Source organism: Streptomyces sp. NPDC007872 (assembly GCF_042868165.1).
Classification (GTDB): Bacteria; Actinomycetota; Actinomycetes; order Streptomycetales; family Streptomycetaceae; genus Streptomyces.
The window spans coordinates 1-16,836 of record NZ_JBIAEA010000008.1 but is presented as its reverse complement, the minus strand read 5'-3'; the positions used below and the strand labels follow the sequence as shown (position 1 = coordinate 16,836).

At 70.1% G+C, this 16,836-nt stretch carries 17 protein-coding genes; 12 read left to right on the top strand and 5 right to left on the bottom strand.

Annotated elements, in window-relative coordinates; translation table 11 throughout:
- Window positions 1–186 precede the first annotated feature (186 nt).
- From ACFYNX_RS26060 to ACFYNX_RS26015, 10 genes are all read left to right on the top strand, one after another.
- Window positions 187–729 carry an SMI1/KNR4 family protein gene (locus ACFYNX_RS26060; RefSeq protein WP_388664598.1) on the top strand — a complete coding sequence of 181 codons (543 nt, stop codon included), beginning with the start codon at window positions 187–189 and terminating at the stop codon, window positions 727–729.
- 187 nt (window positions 730–916) lie between these two features.
- Window positions 917–1,159 (top strand): hypothetical protein, encoded by a 243-nt coding sequence (locus ACFYNX_RS26055; protein ID WP_388664596.1) that lies wholly within the window; start codon window positions 917–919, stop codon window positions 1,157–1,159.
- A gap of 872 nt (window positions 1,160–2,031) precedes the next feature.
- Entirely contained in the window at window positions 2,032–2,808 is a 777-nt protein-coding gene (locus ACFYNX_RS26050; protein WP_388664594.1) for a hypothetical protein, read from the top strand.
- Window positions 2,809–2,862: 54 nt separating this feature from the next.
- A complete protein-coding gene (locus tag ACFYNX_RS26045) occupies window positions 2,863–3,888 on the top strand; it encodes a helix-turn-helix domain-containing protein (protein WP_388664592.1) in 1,026 nt (341 codons plus the stop codon).
- Complete coding sequence (locus ACFYNX_RS26040) at window positions 3,885–4,706, top strand: hypothetical protein (protein ID WP_388664590.1); 822 nt, start codon at window positions 3,885–3,887, stop codon at window positions 4,704–4,706. Before ACFYNX_RS26045 ends, ACFYNX_RS26040 begins: the two co-directional genes overlap by 4 nt.
- Window positions 4,703–5,440, top strand: coding sequence for a hypothetical protein (locus ACFYNX_RS26035; protein WP_388664588.1), 738 nt, complete (start codon window positions 4,703–4,705; stop codon window positions 5,438–5,440). Before ACFYNX_RS26040 ends, ACFYNX_RS26035 begins: the two co-directional genes overlap by 4 nt.
- Before the next feature lie 279 nt (window positions 5,441–5,719).
- On the top strand, window positions 5,720–5,860 hold the full coding sequence (locus tag ACFYNX_RS26030) for a hypothetical protein (RefSeq protein ID WP_388664586.1): 141 nt from the start codon (window positions 5,720–5,722) through the stop codon (window positions 5,858–5,860).
- Complete coding sequence (locus ACFYNX_RS26025) at window positions 5,857–6,591, top strand: MucR family transcriptional regulator (RefSeq protein WP_388664584.1); 735 nt, start codon at window positions 5,857–5,859, stop codon at window positions 6,589–6,591. The genes ACFYNX_RS26030 and ACFYNX_RS26025 overlap by 4 nt, the downstream gene beginning before the upstream one ends.
- A gap of 181 nt (window positions 6,592–6,772) precedes the next feature.
- Window positions 6,773–6,943, top strand: a complete 171-nt coding sequence (locus ACFYNX_RS26020) for a hypothetical protein (protein WP_388664582.1) — start codon at window positions 6,773–6,775, stop codon at window positions 6,941–6,943.
- Window positions 6,944–7,183: 240 nt separating this feature from the next.
- A complete protein-coding gene (locus ACFYNX_RS26015; protein WP_388664580.1) occupies window positions 7,184–8,497 on the top strand; it encodes a helix-turn-helix domain-containing protein in 1,314 nt (437 codons plus the stop codon).
- Between the two features lie 646 nt (window positions 8,498–9,143).
- Here the strand turns inward: ACFYNX_RS26015 and ACFYNX_RS26010 are convergent.
- Window positions 9,144–10,715 (bottom strand): zinc-ribbon domain-containing protein, encoded by a 1,572-nt coding sequence (locus tag ACFYNX_RS26010; RefSeq protein WP_388664578.1) that lies wholly within the window; start codon window positions 10,713–10,715, stop codon window positions 9,144–9,146.
- Window positions 10,716–11,106: 391 nt separating this feature from the next.
- On the opposite strand from ACFYNX_RS26010, the gene ACFYNX_RS26005 reads away from it, so the two are divergent.
- On the top strand, window positions 11,107–11,337 hold the full coding sequence (locus ACFYNX_RS26005; protein WP_388664576.1) for a hypothetical protein: 231 nt from the start codon (window positions 11,107–11,109) through the stop codon (window positions 11,335–11,337).
- 1,006 nt (window positions 11,338–12,343) lie between these two features.
- On the opposite strand, the gene ACFYNX_RS26000 is transcribed toward ACFYNX_RS26005, so the two are convergent.
- From ACFYNX_RS26000 to ACFYNX_RS25985, 4 genes are all read right to left on the bottom strand, one after another.
- On the bottom strand, window positions 12,344–12,820 hold the full coding sequence (locus ACFYNX_RS26000; protein WP_388664574.1) for a hypothetical protein: 477 nt from the start codon (window positions 12,818–12,820) through the stop codon (window positions 12,344–12,346).
- A 90-nt stretch (window positions 12,821–12,910) separates the two neighbouring features.
- Window positions 12,911–13,153 carry a hypothetical protein gene (locus ACFYNX_RS25995; protein WP_388664572.1) on the bottom strand — a complete coding sequence of 81 codons (243 nt, stop codon included), beginning with the start codon at window positions 13,151–13,153 and terminating at the stop codon, window positions 12,911–12,913.
- Complete coding sequence (locus ACFYNX_RS25990) at window positions 13,150–13,458, bottom strand: hypothetical protein (protein ID WP_388664570.1); 309 nt, start codon at window positions 13,456–13,458, stop codon at window positions 13,150–13,152. The genes ACFYNX_RS25995 and ACFYNX_RS25990 overlap by 4 nt, the downstream gene beginning before the upstream one ends.
- Window positions 13,458–16,001 carry a Helicase associated domain protein gene (locus ACFYNX_RS25985; RefSeq protein WP_388664568.1) on the bottom strand — a complete coding sequence of 848 codons (2,544 nt, stop codon included), beginning with the start codon at window positions 15,999–16,001 and terminating at the stop codon, window positions 13,458–13,460. The genes ACFYNX_RS25990 and ACFYNX_RS25985 overlap by 1 nt, the downstream gene beginning before the upstream one ends.
- 233 nt (window positions 16,002–16,234) lie before the next feature.
- On the opposite strand from ACFYNX_RS25985, the gene ACFYNX_RS25980 reads away from it, so the two are divergent.
- Window positions 16,235–16,525 carry a barstar family protein gene (locus tag ACFYNX_RS25980; protein WP_388664566.1) on the top strand — a complete coding sequence of 97 codons (291 nt, stop codon included), beginning with the start codon at window positions 16,235–16,237 and terminating at the stop codon, window positions 16,523–16,525.
- The last annotated feature ends 311 nt before the right edge of the window (window positions 16,526–16,836 follow it).

The following is a 16,836-nucleotide window of genomic DNA, read 5'->3' as shown; positions in this document are numbered from 1 at the left end:
GGCCGGGCGGTCCCATCATGGAGTGGATGATTCTCTCCGGCGGGGCATGGAGGCTTCACACACACGCACGGTTCCACAACAGGCTCATGAGAAGGCCTGTCGGGTCTGATGGAGTCTCCGCGTGTAGGGACGGGTCCCAGCACACCGCCCGATTCCGACGTCAGTCTCTCGTGCCAGCATGCTGGCATGCCCTCTACCAGTGATCAGCGACCTTCTGAGTGCACTCTCGGTTTCCTGCGTGACGCGTTCCCGTCTCAGTGGCGGGTGCCGGCGCTCGGCTATGTCGCTGTCGAGGTGTGGGAGGCGGAGAACGAGGTGGTCCTCCCAGAGCCGTACAGGACCTTCGTCGCGGAGATCAGCAATGGGTCACCCTTCGGACCGGCCGGTGAGGACGGTCTCCAGCCGCTCGGCCATCTGCCCGACGCCTGGCCCGTTCTGCGCCCGCGAAGGCCCGGACAGCCCTTTCCTCTGGAAGAGGCCTGGTACTGGTCTGAGGATCCGAACACCGACTACGAGGACCCGCGGATCGACGCCGCGTTCCACGACGGATCGATCGTCCTGGGATCCGAGGATGGAGAGAGCTTCTGGCTTCTGCTGACCACAGGTCCCTGCCGCGGGGAGGTCTGGATGGTCGCCCAGGACGCTGCTCTTCCGGCGACGGGCGAACCTACCTGGGGCTTCGAGGAGTGGGTGCGGTGCTGGCACACCGGCAGGGACTGGTGGTACTGAGACGGAGTTCCTTCTGGGACGGCCCTCTGTGAGGGCTGGCGGTTTCGATGCCGGTGACACAAGATCGGGTTCTATGTCCCAGGCTGCATACGTTCAGAACACGAACCTCTTGCACACGAGTGCGTCCGCTCTCTGGAAGCGGCTCAGGAGCCTTCTCGAAGACCAGGGACTTACCCCGGCGGCGACCGTGCTGGTCAACCTCTTCCCGGACGGAGGTGACCATGAGTTCGGCCAGTGCATGGACGAGGACGGCCGTGTCTACTCGTTCGATCTTGTCTACGACCGGCAGATGCCGAAGGCCGAAGGCAGAGCCGTCCTTCGCAACTGGACCGACGTCACCGACACATGGCAGCACCGTTCATTAGCGGACGAGACCGCCAACGCCTTCATCTGGCGTCCACCGTCACGCAAGACCGCCCTACCTGCCTGATCGCAGGCGAGGGCGGGGAAGTGTCCGGCCTTGTGTTCGTAGCGGAGGCGGAGCCTTCGGCCGGATGTGTACGGGGACAAAACGGTGGGCACCGAGGTCGGCATCAATGTGGACATGGACGTGCTCAAGTGCTGATCCCGGGCACAGCGAGACCGCCCCCACCGCTGAAGCGGTGGGGGCGGTCTCATGCCCCACGAGGGTGGGGAGCAGGCCAGAATCTATGAACTCTGGGGTCATCCCCAGTGGATGGGGATGAGAAAGCGACTGTAGCGGACGCCGCCGGCAAGGGGGAGACGGTTCTGCTCCTGGACCGGCCCGTGCGCGCCTTTGGCCTCCCGTGGGGAGCCGGGAGGCGGGCGCGGCCCTGCCCTCGACCGGCCTGGGACAGGGCCGGAGGGTGGCCCGCTCGGGCAGGGCCGGCGGCATGTCCCGCGAGGTGGGGGCGGGGTGCCGCATGCCATTCACACTGCCACCGGCTGGTGAGAGTGCGCTAGAGGCGTGCACGCACCGGCCGATGGCATATGCGACTCACGGGGTCAGCGCTGGCGGCTGCGGGCGTACCGCTCATGGCAGCGGGAGCAGTATTCACGGACGCGACAAAGCCGCCCTTCCTGATGTGTACAGCGCCGGGAGGGCGACTTCATTTCGAGAGCACCATGTGCGCGGCGCGTTGGGCTCGTCCCTGAACTCCGGCGGTGGGCCTTCGTGTTGAGGTCAGGGCATGTCTGAAAACTTCGTCACCCATACGGGTAACTCTATGGTTGACCGTAAGGGTAACCGAGTGGTTGTCTAGGTGTCGTCCGGGCGAGTCACCGCCCGGACGACCGGCACCGACGCCTTGCCGGGCGACGGCCACCACCAGGGAGTAGACCATGCGGTTTCTTCTGTCGACCAACGAATCCGTCACCCCCGACCTCGACGAGGAGACACGCGAAGCCCTCGCGGCCCTCGCCCAGGCCGGCGCGGAGATGCGCTCGTCCTACTCGACCGACAGCCACGGCCACAAGGCCGCCGAGGTCTGGCTGCGCGGCTACGACACCACCGACGGACAGGAGCGGTGGGCCGTCATCAGCACCGGCCCCGACTACTCCGACGTCTCCGACACCGCGAACTGGGCCGAGGCCGAGAAGGCCTACGAAGAAGAGGTCCGCACCCTGGCCGACTGCGCCGGAGAGGACGACGCCCCGTGGTGGACGTCCAGCGACGTCAAGGGCATCCCGCAGGCCGCCTACACCCTCCTGATCCAGCGCGAGCGACACGGCGAGTGGGAAGAGCAGGAGATGCAGGCCTGCCTCGGCCGCGTCCCGACCCTGCCCTACCAGTACTACAGCGACGACGGCTGCGTACCGACCACCCTCGAAGGCGCCGCCCGCGAGATCGCGGCAGTCATCGCCCGCCAGCAGGCCGACACGAACGATTCCAAGGCGCTCATGGACGCCCTCGGCATCCCGATCCGCGACGAGAGCGCACAGACGATCCGCGTCACCATCACCGGCATCGGCGCCGGCGGCGAGGAGACCCACACCGAAGAGCGCCAGATCCCCACCGTCCTCCCCACCGAGGAGGACCTCGAACGCCACCGCCGCGCCGAACGCCAGGAAGAGCAGGACCAGGAGGACGACGCCTCCGCCTACGAAGACCTCCACTGACCCCACCCCCGGGCCCGGCCACACGGCCGGGCCCCTCACCCATGGAGCACCCACGTGCAGGACACCCCCCAGGACGACGAGAGCCAGGCGATCGCAGACGACCCGGTCCGCCGCTTCCTCGCCGCCGACGCCGGCGGGAAGGCCGCTGGCGAAGCCGCCGCGAAGGCCGCCGCCGCCCCCTACGACCAGGCCGCCCTCGAAGCACTCCAGGACCTGATCGACGGCCACGGCGGAAACATCGCCGCAGCCGCCCGCGAGCTCGGCATGAGCAAGCAGGCTCTCTACAAGCGGATGGCCAAGGCCGGCGGCACCGTGCCCGCCCGCCCCGCGGCGAAGAGCGCCGTCCAGTTCCAGCCCGCCCTGTGGTTCGAGAGCCGCGAGGACGCCCGGGACGCCCTGATGGACTGGCACCTGCGGTCCCAGAGCGTCAACGACGAGCGCGATGCGTTCCTCCTCGGCGCCCTGGCCGTCGGTCTCGATCCGATCGCCATCAGCGAGTACACCGAAGTGCCCCTGGAGACCCTGCGGCGCATCCGCCCCGCCGGGAACGTCACCGTCTCCGCGCTCCGCCGGGACAACGAGGAGGTCTACGACGCCTTCGCCCGAGCTGTCCACGCCCACGCGACCCGCCTGATGGACCACGCCAAGGCCCCGACCGCCAGCGAAGACCCCCACACCGCAGGCGCCTACAGCGTCGCCCGCATCTGGTACGACACCGCCGAATCCATCATCGGCAACACAGCCCCCTACGCCCTCATGCCCGACCCCACGATCCGCGCGGAGGACTACCCCTCCGCGGAAGCCTTCCTGGAAGCGCTCGCCACCCGCGAACCCACGCAGGAGGAGCTGGACATCGACAAGCGGCCCCAGAGCGACGTCGCCACCATCAACGGCCCCGACGCCTTGCTGGCCACCACCTACGTCCGGTACCGGCGCGAAGCCGCCAAGGAGACCACCGCGACCGACCCCAACCCCGAGATCACCCAGGCGATCCGCCAGGCATTCAGCGACATCGCCGACGCCATCGCCTACCTGCGCACCACCGGCGAAGTTCCGCCCGCTCTGCTGGAGGCGTCGTGAGGTATCCACACGTCGCTCTGGTCACCGACACGGACATCGAGGCCGCCGTCACCTTCGCCCGGACTGCTTCCCCGACCGGGTTCATGGAACTGCTCTTCGACGGCCCCACCCAGAGCAGGACCGCCTACCTGCACCCGCGCAGTTACGGCGCCGTTGGGCTCACCCTCACCCAGGGCGGCCCTGGCCTGCCGGACTTCCCCCGGTTGCTGCCCGTGCTCAACGCGGTCGGGCGGGCGCAGGCGCCCGATGCTGGGCTGTGGATGCCGGTCGGCGCGGTGATGCTCGCCGGAGAGATCGCCGCCCGCTATCTCCACCAGCAGCTCACCCGCGAGCACCACCCGGCTGTCCTCGCCCCCCTCCGCCAGGCCATCGCCGTCAACTGGCCCCGGTACTACATCCCGCCCCACCTGACCGGGCCCGCAGCCGGCAACCTGCTGCGCCTGACCAACGGCCCCCAGCGGCGCTCATTCGCCCCTGCCGAGATCCAGGCGATGCGGCTCATCGCCCGCATGCTCCCCGGAGGCCACGTCGACCAGGGACTGCGGCTGCGGTGCGCCACGCAGCTCTGCGGCGTCTTCGCCCCCGGCCGAGGCCGGTACCGGGCGCAGGAGCTGAGTGCCGTCCGCGAGGAGACCATCGCCTTCCGCGCCGATGGCCGCCGCGCCGACGAGCAGCACAAGGACACCGCGGAGGACGCCACGGGCCCGGACGAGCCGGGCAGCCCGCAGGACGTCTGGGACTGGGACGAGCCGGACGCCGACGAAGACGAGAAGACTCCTGCCGCCTGCCGCGCCGTCCCGGCCACGGAGGCATCATGACCCAGCTCCCCGTCACCCGCGTGAACGCCGGGGACATCCGCGCCGCCGACCGGACGGCCCACTTCGCGGACCTGCTCTTCACCGTCCCCGACCACGGCCCGGCCGCTCACATGCCCGCGCAGGACCGCGCTGCCGCCGCCATCGCCCTCACCTGGAACCCGGGCCCCTCGGACCTGGACGAGACCCGGCTCCTGCGCGTCATCCACGCCACCGGCCGGACCCACCGACCCGGCGGCGAAGGCGTCCCGTCCCTGCATGTCGGCACGGTGATGCTCGGCGGCGAGATCGCCGCCCGCTACCTCCACCAGCAGCTTGCCCATAAGCACGGCCCCGACGGGTTCGAACCGTTGGAGGCCGCCATCGCCACCCTGTGGCCCCTGCCCGGCGAGACCCTCCCGCGCGTGCAGGGAGACGTCGGCATGAACCTGCGGCGACTGGTCACCGGACCGTACAAGGTCCTCTTCGCCACCGCCGAGATCAAGGCCATGGAGCATCTCGCCCGTGCCATGCCCGACAGCGTCGACCAGGCCACGCGGCTGTTGTGCGTGGCACGGGCCTGCCGGTACATCGTCCATGACCGCACCAGACTGCTGGACGACCTTCCCGCCGTGCGGGAGATGATCCTCGCCGCCCGCACCGACAGCCAGAGCGCCGGCCGCGAACCCGCTGTCCGGCAGGACGTCCACAGCGAGGGCACGCCCGGCGCCACCCCGTCCTTTACTGCTTCTACCTGACCGGCCCGCTCCACTGCGCCCGCCCGGCCCCCGGGCGGGCGCAGAGCCGTTCCGGTCACCCCCCCCCGCAGGGCCGGCCCGCACACCAAGACCCTGAGCAATGGCGGTGAGCCCGGGAGCCATCCGCATTTGTGTAGTGCGCTTGACACGCAATCCCGCCCTCGGGACCATAGATGTCAAGCGCGCTACACAAACAGCGAGATCCCCGGCGTACCGGCCTCGACCGCAGGCGAGACCCTCCTCCAGGAAATCCGCGAGGCCCGCACCGAACGCGACCGCGTGAAGACCGAGGCCGACGCCGAGTTCAACGCCCTCATCCGGGCAGCCGTCAAAAGCCGGAAGGTACCCGTCATCGCGATCGCGGAGGCCGCCGACATGACCCGCTCACGGATCTACCAGATCCGCGACGGCCGCCGGTGACCCCCGCCCCCCACCTGGTCACCCGGCGGGAGGCCGAACCGCTGCTCGGCTACGCCCCAGGCAGCCTCAAAGCCGTCATGCGACAGCAGCACACGCGCTGGCCCGCCCCGGTGGCCTGCCGCGTCAAAGGCCGCATCCTCCTCTACGACCTGGAAGAAATGCGCGCCGCCGCCCGCAACGGCAACCGGGCTGCGCTCTCCCACCGCCCCGCGGGCGCCGACGCCGACGGCCTGGTGACCTGCCTGTCCTGCGGACAGCGCTACCGCTCCCTCGGCCCCCACCTCGCCCGCGCCCACCACATGACAGCCGCTGAATACCGGACCGAGCACCGTCTCCCGGCCACCACCGCCCTCATGGCCACTGATGCGCGCTCCGCCCTGTCCCAGGCCCGCCTCTCCGCGATGGCCGACGACCCCGAACTGATCGCACGGATGCGCTCTGCGACACCGCCCGTGCAGGAGCTGGCCCGCCGCTCGACGGAGAGCCGAGCCGGCACCGACGAGCTGCCCGCCGTTCGAGCCGCCCGTGCCGCCGGCGCCCGAAAGACCCACCCCGCCGCCCAACAGGCGCTTCGCGACGCCCTGGAGGCACGAGTAAGAGCAGCGGGATACGCCTCGGTGACAGCGGCGATCGAGGCGACACGCCACCTGTCGAACCGAGCCGCAGCGACGCGGATCGGTATCGGTGCCAGCACCGTCAGCCGCTGGCGACAGCGCCTTCAACACGGCTGAGCCATCCAGGCATTGGCACTGGCCGGGCGCACTCCACGCCCGGCCAGTGTGAATGGGCGCAGTAGTGGCACGGGAGGGTCGACAGCAAGGACGAGCGGGTCCAGGCCTGCTCCATGCTGTGCAGTGGTAGTGATCACGGCTGTCGCTCCCCGAGTTCATTAAAGCTCTCCTGCCCCAGCGCGTGGCACGCTACCCGCGCACCGCGCTGTTGACCCTGGGCGAACCCGGCCTTCGCAGGCTCGGCGGATGGACACGGGCGAACGCCTATCTGAAGGACCCCGCCCAGGTACCGGATCTATGGCTCCGCGAGTTCGCCACATGGCGTGAAGCGGTCGACAAACACCTCGCCTGACCCGACAGGCGCATGGGCCCAAGGCCGGTTCACGGTCAGCGACGCCGACGGGGCACTGCACGTCGCCACACACCGCGTCCCGGCCTACATGCCGCACTCTGGTGAGTCACTTCCCCTCGGCTTCCCCACCGGTTGAAAGGCGGCTGCCGGGCTGAAATGCGTGGTGGCGGCCGGGCGCGGGGCTCTAGCGTGGTCCGACCGGCGTATGCCGGTGAGGAACCTGGTGAACTTGGAGTACCGATGGCTCTGCCCGCACGTCTCACCGCCGCCCTGGGACGACACCCTGACGACCTCACGGAGGACGATCTGAGGCGCGCGGTCGACAACCAGATACCCGAAGGCGTCGACCTCGACTGGAAGAAGGATTTCTACCTGGGCAGCGACGCGGGTAAGAAGGAGCTCGCCAAGGACGTGTCGGCCATGGCCAATACTGTCGGCGGCCTGCTCGTCATCGGCATCGACGAGGGCAACAAGGGTCACGCCCACGCCCTGGCACCTGTCGAGCCGGAACCCAGGCGGGGCGAGGAATGGATCCGCTCGGTCCTCGCCGACTGCGTTCAGCCTGTCGTCCCGAACGTGGGCGTACGCTCGTTGAAGTCCCCCGACGAGGGCAAGATCTACTGGATCATCACCGTGCCGCCGAGCACCCAGATGCCGCACGCCGTCGCGGTGTCGGGCAACGACTACCACTTCCGCGTGCACGTCCGGCACGGCACCACTACACGCACCCTCGCCGAATCAGAGATCGCCCAACGCTACCGCGACCGTTTCCACGCCGCCACCACGGACACCGGTCACCTGCACGACACCGCCGCCGCCGGCGCCCGCCACCTCACCACCTTTGTGACGAGCGAGGTTCCCGCCGCAGGCTCGCGAGTCTCGTGGTATCCGGTCTGGATCAGCGTGAGCGCCGTCCCCGCCGTACGCGGCAACTACCCCCTGACCAACCAGAAGGAGCGCGAAGCGGCCCTCCAGCGCTTCACGGAACTCGCCCTCAGGGGGGTGACCGACGGGATGAAGCCGGACCACCACGCCCTGGTCGGCCGCCGGCAGGTCCGGTTCGAGGGATCCCCCACCGGTCACCTCCACCAGGACGGCTCCAGCTTCACCGCGAGATCTCTCCATATCCAGAAAGACCCCTACGACACGGAGGCGCCCAGCAAGCTCGACCAGCGCGGACTCGAGCTCCAGCTGGTGACCCAGGTGCAAGCGGCAGCCGCCTGGGCCGCAGAAACGGGCGGAGCAGGCGACATCATGCTCTCCGCGGCACTCCACTGCTTCGACGACGACCTCGCCTCACTGCGCGTCGTCACGTCCGAGGACGACTTCCAGCGCGGTCCGGGCCAGCCGATCCCAACGATGCCCGCACAAACCACGGCCAACCTCCAGGCTCTCGTCGCGAACAAGCACGAGGCCGTCAGCGCGGCGTACGTCCTCGCCGCTGATCTCCTCGCCGACATGAGCGTCCACCAGCCCTACGTCCTGACGCCCGAGGGCCACATCCAGACGGACCGGCTCAACAACGACTACCGCAGCCAGCTCACGGGCTGGTAAGTACACGACAGCCTCGGCGCCCGCGAGGCCGGCAGGCAACGGACAGGGCTTCCGCGGCCGGCTCGGAAGCCCTTCCGGTTCAAGGGGGGCGAGCCGTACGGGCCCGGGCGCGGGCTCGCCGGCAGACCGGGTACGGGGGCGATCCCGGTGTGCCGCGCCCACCGGGACACCGTCACCGGCCCCTCCGACCACTTGGAGGCCCGGACCTCGTCCAAGAGCGCGCCCGCGTACGCGAGGGGGAGTTCACCCGTCCGGGCGCCCCGGGCGCCCCGGGCGCCCCGGCGAAGCATCCCCGCACCTGGAACGCTTCTGCCATGGGCGAGGAGGCCGACGGGGACTTGACCGTCAATCCGAAGGGAGCCGCGCAGCGGCTTGGAGCCCGGGTGTTCCAGCGCGATGAGACGGCAACGTGCACGATGCCGGGTGGCACCCGCGCCTACGCCCCCTCGACGCAGTGGGCGACACCCCGGCGGTCCGGGCCCGGCCCCCCACCGCACTCTTGCCGAGGGAGACGCCACCGGTACCAGTGCCCGCCGGCCGATCACGGGCGGCCTCTACTGCGTCCTCGCACCGTCCTGCGCACCTCCCGCCCCGGCTGCCCGACCCCGACGACGTGGCCGAGTAGCCCGGTCGTGACCATCACCCCTCACCACAGGGCGGACTGCACGCCCGAGATGCGGTCCGGGCGGGGCCGGGGCGCGGGGCGGTCGCTGGCCGGTGGGGCAGCAGGCCGACGCTTGTTGATCAGGTCTTGGGCCAGCACGGCTCCCAGACGGCGCCCACCCTTGAGGTAGTCGCGCGCACGCTGACGGGTCTCGTCGGGCCACGACATCAGCGGCAGCAGGTGCTCAAGAACGACGCTGGCGGCCGTGAACGGGTCCGCCAGGTGCGGCACGACCACATCGCGATGCCAGGCCGGCCGCAGCGGTTCCTCACGCACCCGCACCACCACCCAGCCGGGCCGGTGAAGTTCTATGGCCTGCGCCTTCAGCCGGTCGCGTTCTTCGGCGCCGCGGTGCCAGTACGAACCGTCGAACTCCACGACCATGGCCTGGTCGTCGCCCACGGGGAAGAGCATGTCGAGCCGATAGCGGCCGTGCGGCGTCCGCAGCGGGTACTGCTGCTCCCCGCCCGTAAGGACAAGCTGGAGCTCGGCGAACAGTTCCGTCTCCTGCCGGGAGACATTGGTCCGCTTCCGGCAGCGCGGGCAGCCCTGCCTGCCCATGAACACGTGTGCCACCTGGGCCGACCAGGGCTCGTGTCCAGCACGGCACACCCACCAGACCGGCACGTTGGCCCCGGCGGTCACCTCCGCCGCAGTGAGGTCCCCGTTCAGGGACGGATGCCACAGCGCCGCGAGCTCGGGACTCTCGCTCGACAGTGCCTGGTAGCGCACCCGGCCGGAGCAGGAGGGACAGGTGGTCACGCCCCGGACACGGTGGAACACCTTGGCCCGGAACTCACCGGCGCACTCGCTGCACTTCCACCAGACCAGACGGTGCGAACCGGCGGTGACGGCTTCGACCGTCAGCCCGCCGTTGCGTACAGGGTGCCACTGCGCCGCCAGATCCGGCCGCGCCTCGGACAGAACAGGAGCACGCTTCCGCCCGGCGCAGACCGGACAGCCCGACCCGGCGACAGCCCGGTGGCTCACCTTCGCCTCCCAGCGGTGACCCTGGGAACACCGCCACCCCAGCCGCGCGGGGGAGTTGACCAGCAGTTCTGCCACATCGGCCGGTGCGGTGCCGGGGTCCACCTGGGCGAACAGCTCGGGCATGTCGGCCAGGCGTCCAGCTGGGGCATAGTGGCCGGCCCGGGCGCAGTCCGGGCAGCCGGTGCTGCGGCTGCGGTTGGATATACGCGCCTGGTACTCGTGCCCGACCGGGCAGCGCCACCAGACCTTGCGCTGAGAGCCGGGCCCGAACCGGTCCGGCGAGGCGTCGTTGCGCGGATGCCACTCTGCTACGAGGTGGGGCGAGTGCTCGCTGAGTGTGGTCCGGCCACGGGGCACATACCCGGCGCACTGCGGGCAGCCGGTCCCGGCGACACGGGAGTGGACCTGCGCCTGCCACACGTGCCCGTCATCGCACCGCCAGAACACAGCCTTGTGCGAGCCGGGGCCGATCCGTGCCAGATCCAGGCCGGCGTTCAGATCCGGATGCCACTGCGCGGCGACGGCCGGGTACTCATTGACCAGGAAACGCGTGCGGCGTGTCATGAGCACGCACCATAGGGCGTGCCACTGACACATCCCTGCAGAGGGCGCCAGTTTGGAGCGCCCCGGGCCCGCTCCGCTTCACCCGATCGGTCTTTGAAGCTGTCCTCGTAGGCAGGCGAGTTGGCAACAGCCCCGAGTGCCGGGAGGACAACGACGGCCGCCACCCGGCCCTGCTCTGACGGGTCACCGCTACGCCCCGATCACGATTGCCCTCTGCCGCGGCCGTCGTCGACATCCCCGGCGGCCGGCTCTCCGTCGCCTGGTCGGGCGACGCCCATGCCTACTTTCTCCGCACTGCCCCCTGAACCGCGCTCTCCTCAGGGAGCGGCCTGCCGCCGGCGCTCGTCCTGGAACACTGGAGGCCACCGTGCCGACGAGGAGGAGCGAGCAGATGACGGTCCTGCCTTCACCGGAGGAGATCGAGGCCGCCCGCACGCCCGCCGGCGGCTGGAAGCGCGACCAGCTAGCCGCCTGGGGCGTGCCCTGGCCCCCGCCCAAGGGCTGGAAGGACGAGCAGCACCAGCTCTGGACGGCTGCCCGTCAGGACGGCTCACCGCCGCCTCCGCCCCATCCGGCCCCGGCGCCCGACGGCTTCGCGCAGGAGACGCTCGACTTCGGCTGACCAGCGACCACGGGGCCGGGCGGGAACACCCTGACCGGCCCCGCTGCTCCCTTCCGTCTCCTGGCCGCGCCCTGCCGACCGGGCCCAGATAACCGTTCCTCGTGCGAACGTGCTTACGAGAACGGGAGGCCCGTCTACGCCACCCGCCTACGGGCGAGCGTAGGCGGGCCGAAAAAGATCGGCTCCGGTTTCGGTAACCGCCAACTCCCCCCAGAAGGTGCGGATAGAGTTTCCACCATCTCGTTCAGCGGCCGACACCTGTCAGGCCGCCCCTTGGCGGGAGTTCCGGGCTTGCCCCGGGCCTCCATCCGAGGGGTGCGCACCGGGCGCAGCCCGCGAACGCGAGAGAGGGGCTCACATGGTGAGCGCCGTCCAGGAGCCGGAGCCGCCGGAACGTCCCTGGTGGAAGCGCCTCTTCGACGCTGTGCGTCGTGGCGCCGTCGCCGTAGGACCGATCGTGGTGGTAGCCACCTTCGTGGTGGAGGTCGTGCTGCTGGTGAGGGGCTGATTGGCCGGACCTGTGCTCACCAGGTCCGGCCAATCAGGCTTGGGGCCCGCCAATTGGCGGGCCCCAATGTTTTTGGGGTCACATATTGGCGGACGTAATTGGCGAGCTAATGTCTGCGGACAAATTTATTCGCCACCGACACTCTAATGGTGGTCCAACCTCACGCACTTGTCAGTACGCTAATTTCCCGACACGAGCCGTGAAGTTTGGCCGACGATTCCGGTACTTAATCGGGCAAACCATCCCTGCGAGTGCGGTCCTGGCCATCGATCACACGGTGACAGGCCTCGCGAGACGCCTCTGACCGCCCCTCGCCCTGCGCTCTCGCCTGGTCCCGCGAGTAAGTCATTGCGTCACCCGTATGGGTGTACGTCTGTGCAGACCCGGCGCCCGGCCGCCCCGGAAGTCCCGTGTGCACGCCGCCAGCCAGGAACCAGGGAACAATCGACGGAGCCGGACAGGGTGATCCTGTCCGGTTCTGCCGCCCGCCCCGGCTGCTCACCGGCTGAGACGGATGCCTGGTCCCCACGCGGACCCGAGGTCGTCCAGGAAGACCGTCTCCAGCGCCTTCTCCCACCGGCCGCGAAGGAGAAACGGAGCGCTCTCCATGCGCTCCAGGATGACCAGGGTCTCGGGCTGACCGATCAGTGCGTACCGGCCGTGCGCCGCCGGAGCGCTGCCCGGCCCGTACGCCCGCAGCAGCTCCTCCAGGCGGGCGCGCTGCTCCTCGACGAACGCCTCCAGGCGCTCGATGTACCCCTCGCGTTCCTCGGGACGCACCGCGCTCAGAGCGATGTTCAGGAAGTCACTGCCGTCCGGCCAGTGGCGGACACCCGGCGCGGCCACGGCCCACGTGAACCGTTCCGCGGCCGCCAGGACGTCCTTCGCATCCAGTTCCACGGCCGGGCCCGGGTCTTCCGCCGGGGCCTTGGCCGGGGCGGGGGAGGGCGGCTGCTGGAGGTGGGCGAGGAGCATGGCGCTGGAGGCGGCGCGGCCGCGCCCCGCGGTGGCGGTGGTGTCGGCGATGCGCAGCAGGTAGCTGGCGACGTCGCGGACGCCGGCGAACTAGCCGTCCTCGAACCGCGGCTCGGACTTGTGCGGAGGGCTGCTCTCGGAGATCCAGGTGTGGGCGCCGGCCACCGCCCCGGCCTCCAGCTTCGCCACGGTGTCGTCGGCCTGCTCGTGTCCGATCCCGGCGGCCAGGGCCTGGAAGACCGTGAACCGCGCGTCGGTGGCCTCGTGCTGGTGGTGGCTGATGCGGGCCAGCTCCTGGCCGTACGCGTCGGCGTCGTACTGCTCAGTGCTCACGCGGTGCCTCCCTTGTCGTGATGGGTGCGGTGGGCGACCCAGTCCGGATCGCGCACGGGTACGGCCACCGGCGCCCGCAGGGGTGTCTTCGCGGCCGAGGCCCGCGCGATCTGCCAGCTCGCGCGCGGCTCGGTGAGGAGATAGGCCAGGATCAGAACGGCCTGACGGCTCCGGCCGCCGAGCACCCAGGGGCCGGTGAACCGGAACTCCTCGACCGCCCAGTCACCCAGCCGCCGCCACGGACGCACCCGGCCGAGGAGATAGCCGGCCGCGAGCGCCCCGACCACGGCGACGCCCACACCCATCACGCCCACCTCATCCCGACCTTGGAGAGCTGCTCGATCCGCTCCGGGGAGAGCGACGCCGCCCGGGTGCGCTGGTTGGCGACCCACGCACCGAGCTTGAGCGACACCTCCCGCCGCTCCTGGTCCCCGCTCTCATCGTCGCCGCCGAGCACGACGGCCTCGACGTGCTTCCTCGGAACCGTCAGATGCCCCTCGCGCTTGAAGAATTGGCGGGCGGCGGCGTAGTGCATCGCCCACTTCTCGGCCTGGCTCACCCGGGCCTTCGGCTTCTCCTCCTCGGCGGCCGGGGTGATGCCGAGGACGTGCTCGCACATCCACTGCTGCACGCTCGTCAGCTTGTCGAACCCGAGCCGCTGCGCCCGTACCCACCGCCCCAGATCCTCGCCCTGCCGTACGACCTCCCCGGCCGCCACGGGCAGCACCCCGCCCTCGTCCAGGTGCTGGCGGACGAGGTGGAACGCCCTCTGCCACTCCACCGGCCAGCTCGGGCACCAGGACGGGTCAATCTCCTCCAACTGCTCGCGCCGTGCCTCCGACAGCGCTCCGGCCCACGACTCCACGGGGAGCCCCTCGGCCTGGCGCTGCTCGAGCTTGGCCGCGCGCCGGGCGGCGGCCCGCGCGTTCTTCAACCAGATCCCCACCGCCGCGCCCTGGTAGACGGCGTCGAGCGGGGCCAGGAGGTGCCCGTTCTCGGCGGCCCACCCGCGCGCCGCCGTCAGGCCCTCTTCCCAGGCGACGTCATGGTGGGACCAGACCATGCCGAGCTTCTCCAGCTCCTCCACGCGCTCGGGGGCCATGTCCCCGCGGGCGTAGAAGCGCCGGGCATCGGCGATCCACTGCCCCAGCGGGAAACCGGCGAGCGCCGCCGGCCACCCCTCGCTCTGCACCTCCTGGCCCTCCTCCTTCACCGGCGCCCGGAAGGTGAACGGCACGCGCAGGTCCCCGTGGAGCCGCTGGTAGAGGGACGCGGCCTCGATGCCGCGCCGCCAATGCTCGTGCTCGGGGTTGAGCACCCGCAGCCTGATGAACGCGGCGAGCGCGGCCGGGTCGCGGGGCGTGGAGAACTTCAGCAACGCCCTGGCCGGGGCGCTGACGCCCTTGGAGCCCTTCCCGCTCCCACGCGCGCCCGATCCGTCCCCGTCGTCGGGCTTGCTGGCGGGCGTGTAGCGGCTCGGTCGCTGCTGCTCCGCCAACGCCTCCACCACCCGCGCGTCGTGGGCCCGGAGCGCCTCCAGGAGCTTGGCGAGCCCGCCGAACGCCCGGGAGGTCAGCATGTTGTCCGCCGTCTCCCCAGACCCCAGGAGCACCGGCACGACGAGCGAGGCGACCTTGCCCTCGCCGGGCTGCATCCGCAGCGCGCGCCCGACGGCCTGGACGAGGTCGGGCATCGAGCCGCGTACGTCGGCCCAGTACACCGAGTCGCATCGGCGGGTGTCGACGCCTTCGCCCAGGACCTTTACCGATGACAGGAACGCCTTTTCCACCACGTTGCCGTTCTCGTCGACGCCGTCCTCGAACTCCCCGAGCACCCGGCGGCGGTAGAGGGGCTTGTGCTCCCCGCACAGCCAGTCGGCCCAGATGGTCCTCGGGTAGAGCTCGGGGTCGGCGTCGTGGAGCTGCGCGGTAATGCCGGGGAGGCCGGCCGCGAACGCTTCGGCCTCCTTCACCACGTGGTGGAAAACGAGCGTGCGCCGGAAGCCCTCCTCCGCGGACGCCTTCACCAGGGCGGTCTGGAGCGCGGCGAGCCGGGCCCCGCGGACCTCCGCCGAGCGGCTCTCCGCGCCCAGGAGCTGTGCGGCCTGGAGCGCGGTGTCGATGACGTCCACGCACACGACCTGGTAGGGGGCACAGACTCCTCGGTCGATGGCCTCCGAGAGTGTCAGGGTGAAGCAGCGGCTGCCGAAGGGGCCCTCGGGGTCGTCTTCCATGCTCGCCACCAGCTCGCCCGGGGCGCCGGCCTCGTCCTCGTCCCCGAGCTGCCACAGCCGGGGCGTGGCCGTCATGTACAGGCGGCGCAGAGACGGGATCTTCTGGTTGTCGTGGACGACGGCCCAGGGCTTCCCGATCCGGCCCGAAACCCTGTGAGCTTCGTCGACCACGATCAGGCTCCACCCCGGAAGGCCGGCGGCGTGCGCGCGCTCCAGGATGCCCATCCCGAGCGAGGCATACGTGGCGAACACGGTCACTTTCTCCAACGGCCTTACCCAGTCGACGAGTTCATCCACGCTGGTGGTGTTGGGGAAGGCCGCCTCCTCGCCCCGCAGCGACGAGACTCCGATCATCGGGCCCCGGCGCCCGGCCGCGCGCCAGGCGGCCTCGGTCTGCGCGAGCAGGTCCAGCGAGGGCACGAGCACGAGCACCCGGCCCGCGTGGAGCTCCTCCGCGCTGCGGGCGGCTACGAGGGTCTTGCCTGACCCTGTCGCCATGATCACCTGCGTGCGGAGTCCCCGCTCGGGTACGGTCGAGCGTGCAGACAATTCAAGGGCATGTTGTACCGCCTCCACGGCCTCTCGCTGATGAGGACGAAGTTCCCTAGCCGTCATACAGATGCCCTCTTCTTCAGACCTGCTGGGGCTGCCGTAGACATGCTTTCATCGGAAAGTCCCACGTCAACGGCACGAGGCCAGCTACTGTGATGCAACCCGGACTCGGCGAAGCCCCACACCGAGGAGAGAGCCTCATCGCCGAACCCTCTCCGCATCACAGCTATCCTGAGATTCCAGTATCTATCCTAGCTTTAAAATGAAGCGCACATGTCTCAGAAGAGAGCAAGCACATGAAAGTAGAAATCGACGGCACACGGATCCACTCCCAAGCGGATCTCCACAGAGCCCTCGCCGACATGCTCGACTTCGGCCCCTACTACAGAGCCAACCTCAGCGCACTGTGGGACCGGCTGACCACAGACGTGGAACGCCCCATCGAGGTCATCTGGCACAACACCGAAGCCAGTCGAGACCATATGGGCGAGGAACAGTTCGCACAGATCCGGGACCTCCTCCAAGCGGTTGCCGAACAGGACAGGGCATACGAACAGTCCAACCGATTCACCGTCAGCTTCCTCTAAACGCCGCCCCTTACTGCTGCTCGGGCCGTGAGGCCCGTAGGTGGGCCGCGCGAAGCGTGGCGCACCGTCAGGGTGCGCAGCACCCCTCGTGGCTGGAGCGCAGCGGAGGCCACTGGATCGGGCGCAGCCCGATGCCCCGGCCCGCGCAGCGGGCCGGCCTCCCTCCGTTACCGCCGGGGGAGCGAAGCGGACCCGGTCTGCGGTGAGCGCAGCGAACCGCCTCCGCTTCCGCGGAGCGGGAGCGGAAAGGATCCGCGGAGCGGATCCTTTCGCTTGCATCGCGCGAAGCGCGATGGTACCCGCTCCGCGGG

Bases quoted from the DNA above. Each gene is read 5' to 3' on its own strand.
- ACFYNX_RS26060 (WP_388664598.1), top strand. From the start codon at position 187: ATGCCCTCTACCAGTGATCAGCGACCTTCTGAGTGCACTCTCGGTTTC.
- ACFYNX_RS26050 (WP_388664594.1), top strand. From the start codon at position 2,032: ATGCGGTTTCTTCTGTCGACCAACGAATCCGTCACCCCCGACCTCGAC.
- ACFYNX_RS26035 (WP_388664588.1), top strand. From the start codon at position 4,703: ATGACCCAGCTCCCCGTCACCCGCGTGAACGCCGGGGACATCCGCGCC.
- ACFYNX_RS26015 (WP_388664580.1), top strand. From the start codon at position 7,184: ATGGCTCTGCCCGCACGTCTCACCGCCGCCCTGGGACGACACCCTGAC.
- ACFYNX_RS26010 (WP_388664578.1), bottom strand. From the start codon at position 10,715: ATGACACGCCGCACGCGTTTCCTGGTCAATGAGTACCCGGCCGTCGCC.
- ACFYNX_RS26005 (WP_388664576.1), top strand. From the start codon at position 11,107: ATGACGGTCCTGCCTTCACCGGAGGAGATCGAGGCCGCCCGCACGCCC.
- ACFYNX_RS26000 (WP_388664574.1), bottom strand. From the start codon at position 12,820: ATGCTCCTCGCCCACCTCCAGCAGCCGCCCTCCCCCGCCCCGGCCAAG.
- ACFYNX_RS25990 (WP_388664570.1), bottom strand. From the start codon at position 13,458: ATGGGTGTGGGCGTCGCCGTGGTCGGGGCGCTCGCGGCCGGCTATCTC.
- ACFYNX_RS25985 (WP_388664568.1), bottom strand. From the start codon at position 16,001: ATGACGGCTAGGGAACTTCGTCCTCATCAGCGAGAGGCCGTGGAGGCG.
- ACFYNX_RS25980 (WP_388664566.1), top strand. From the start codon at position 16,235: ATGAAAGTAGAAATCGACGGCACACGGATCCACTCCCAAGCGGATCTC.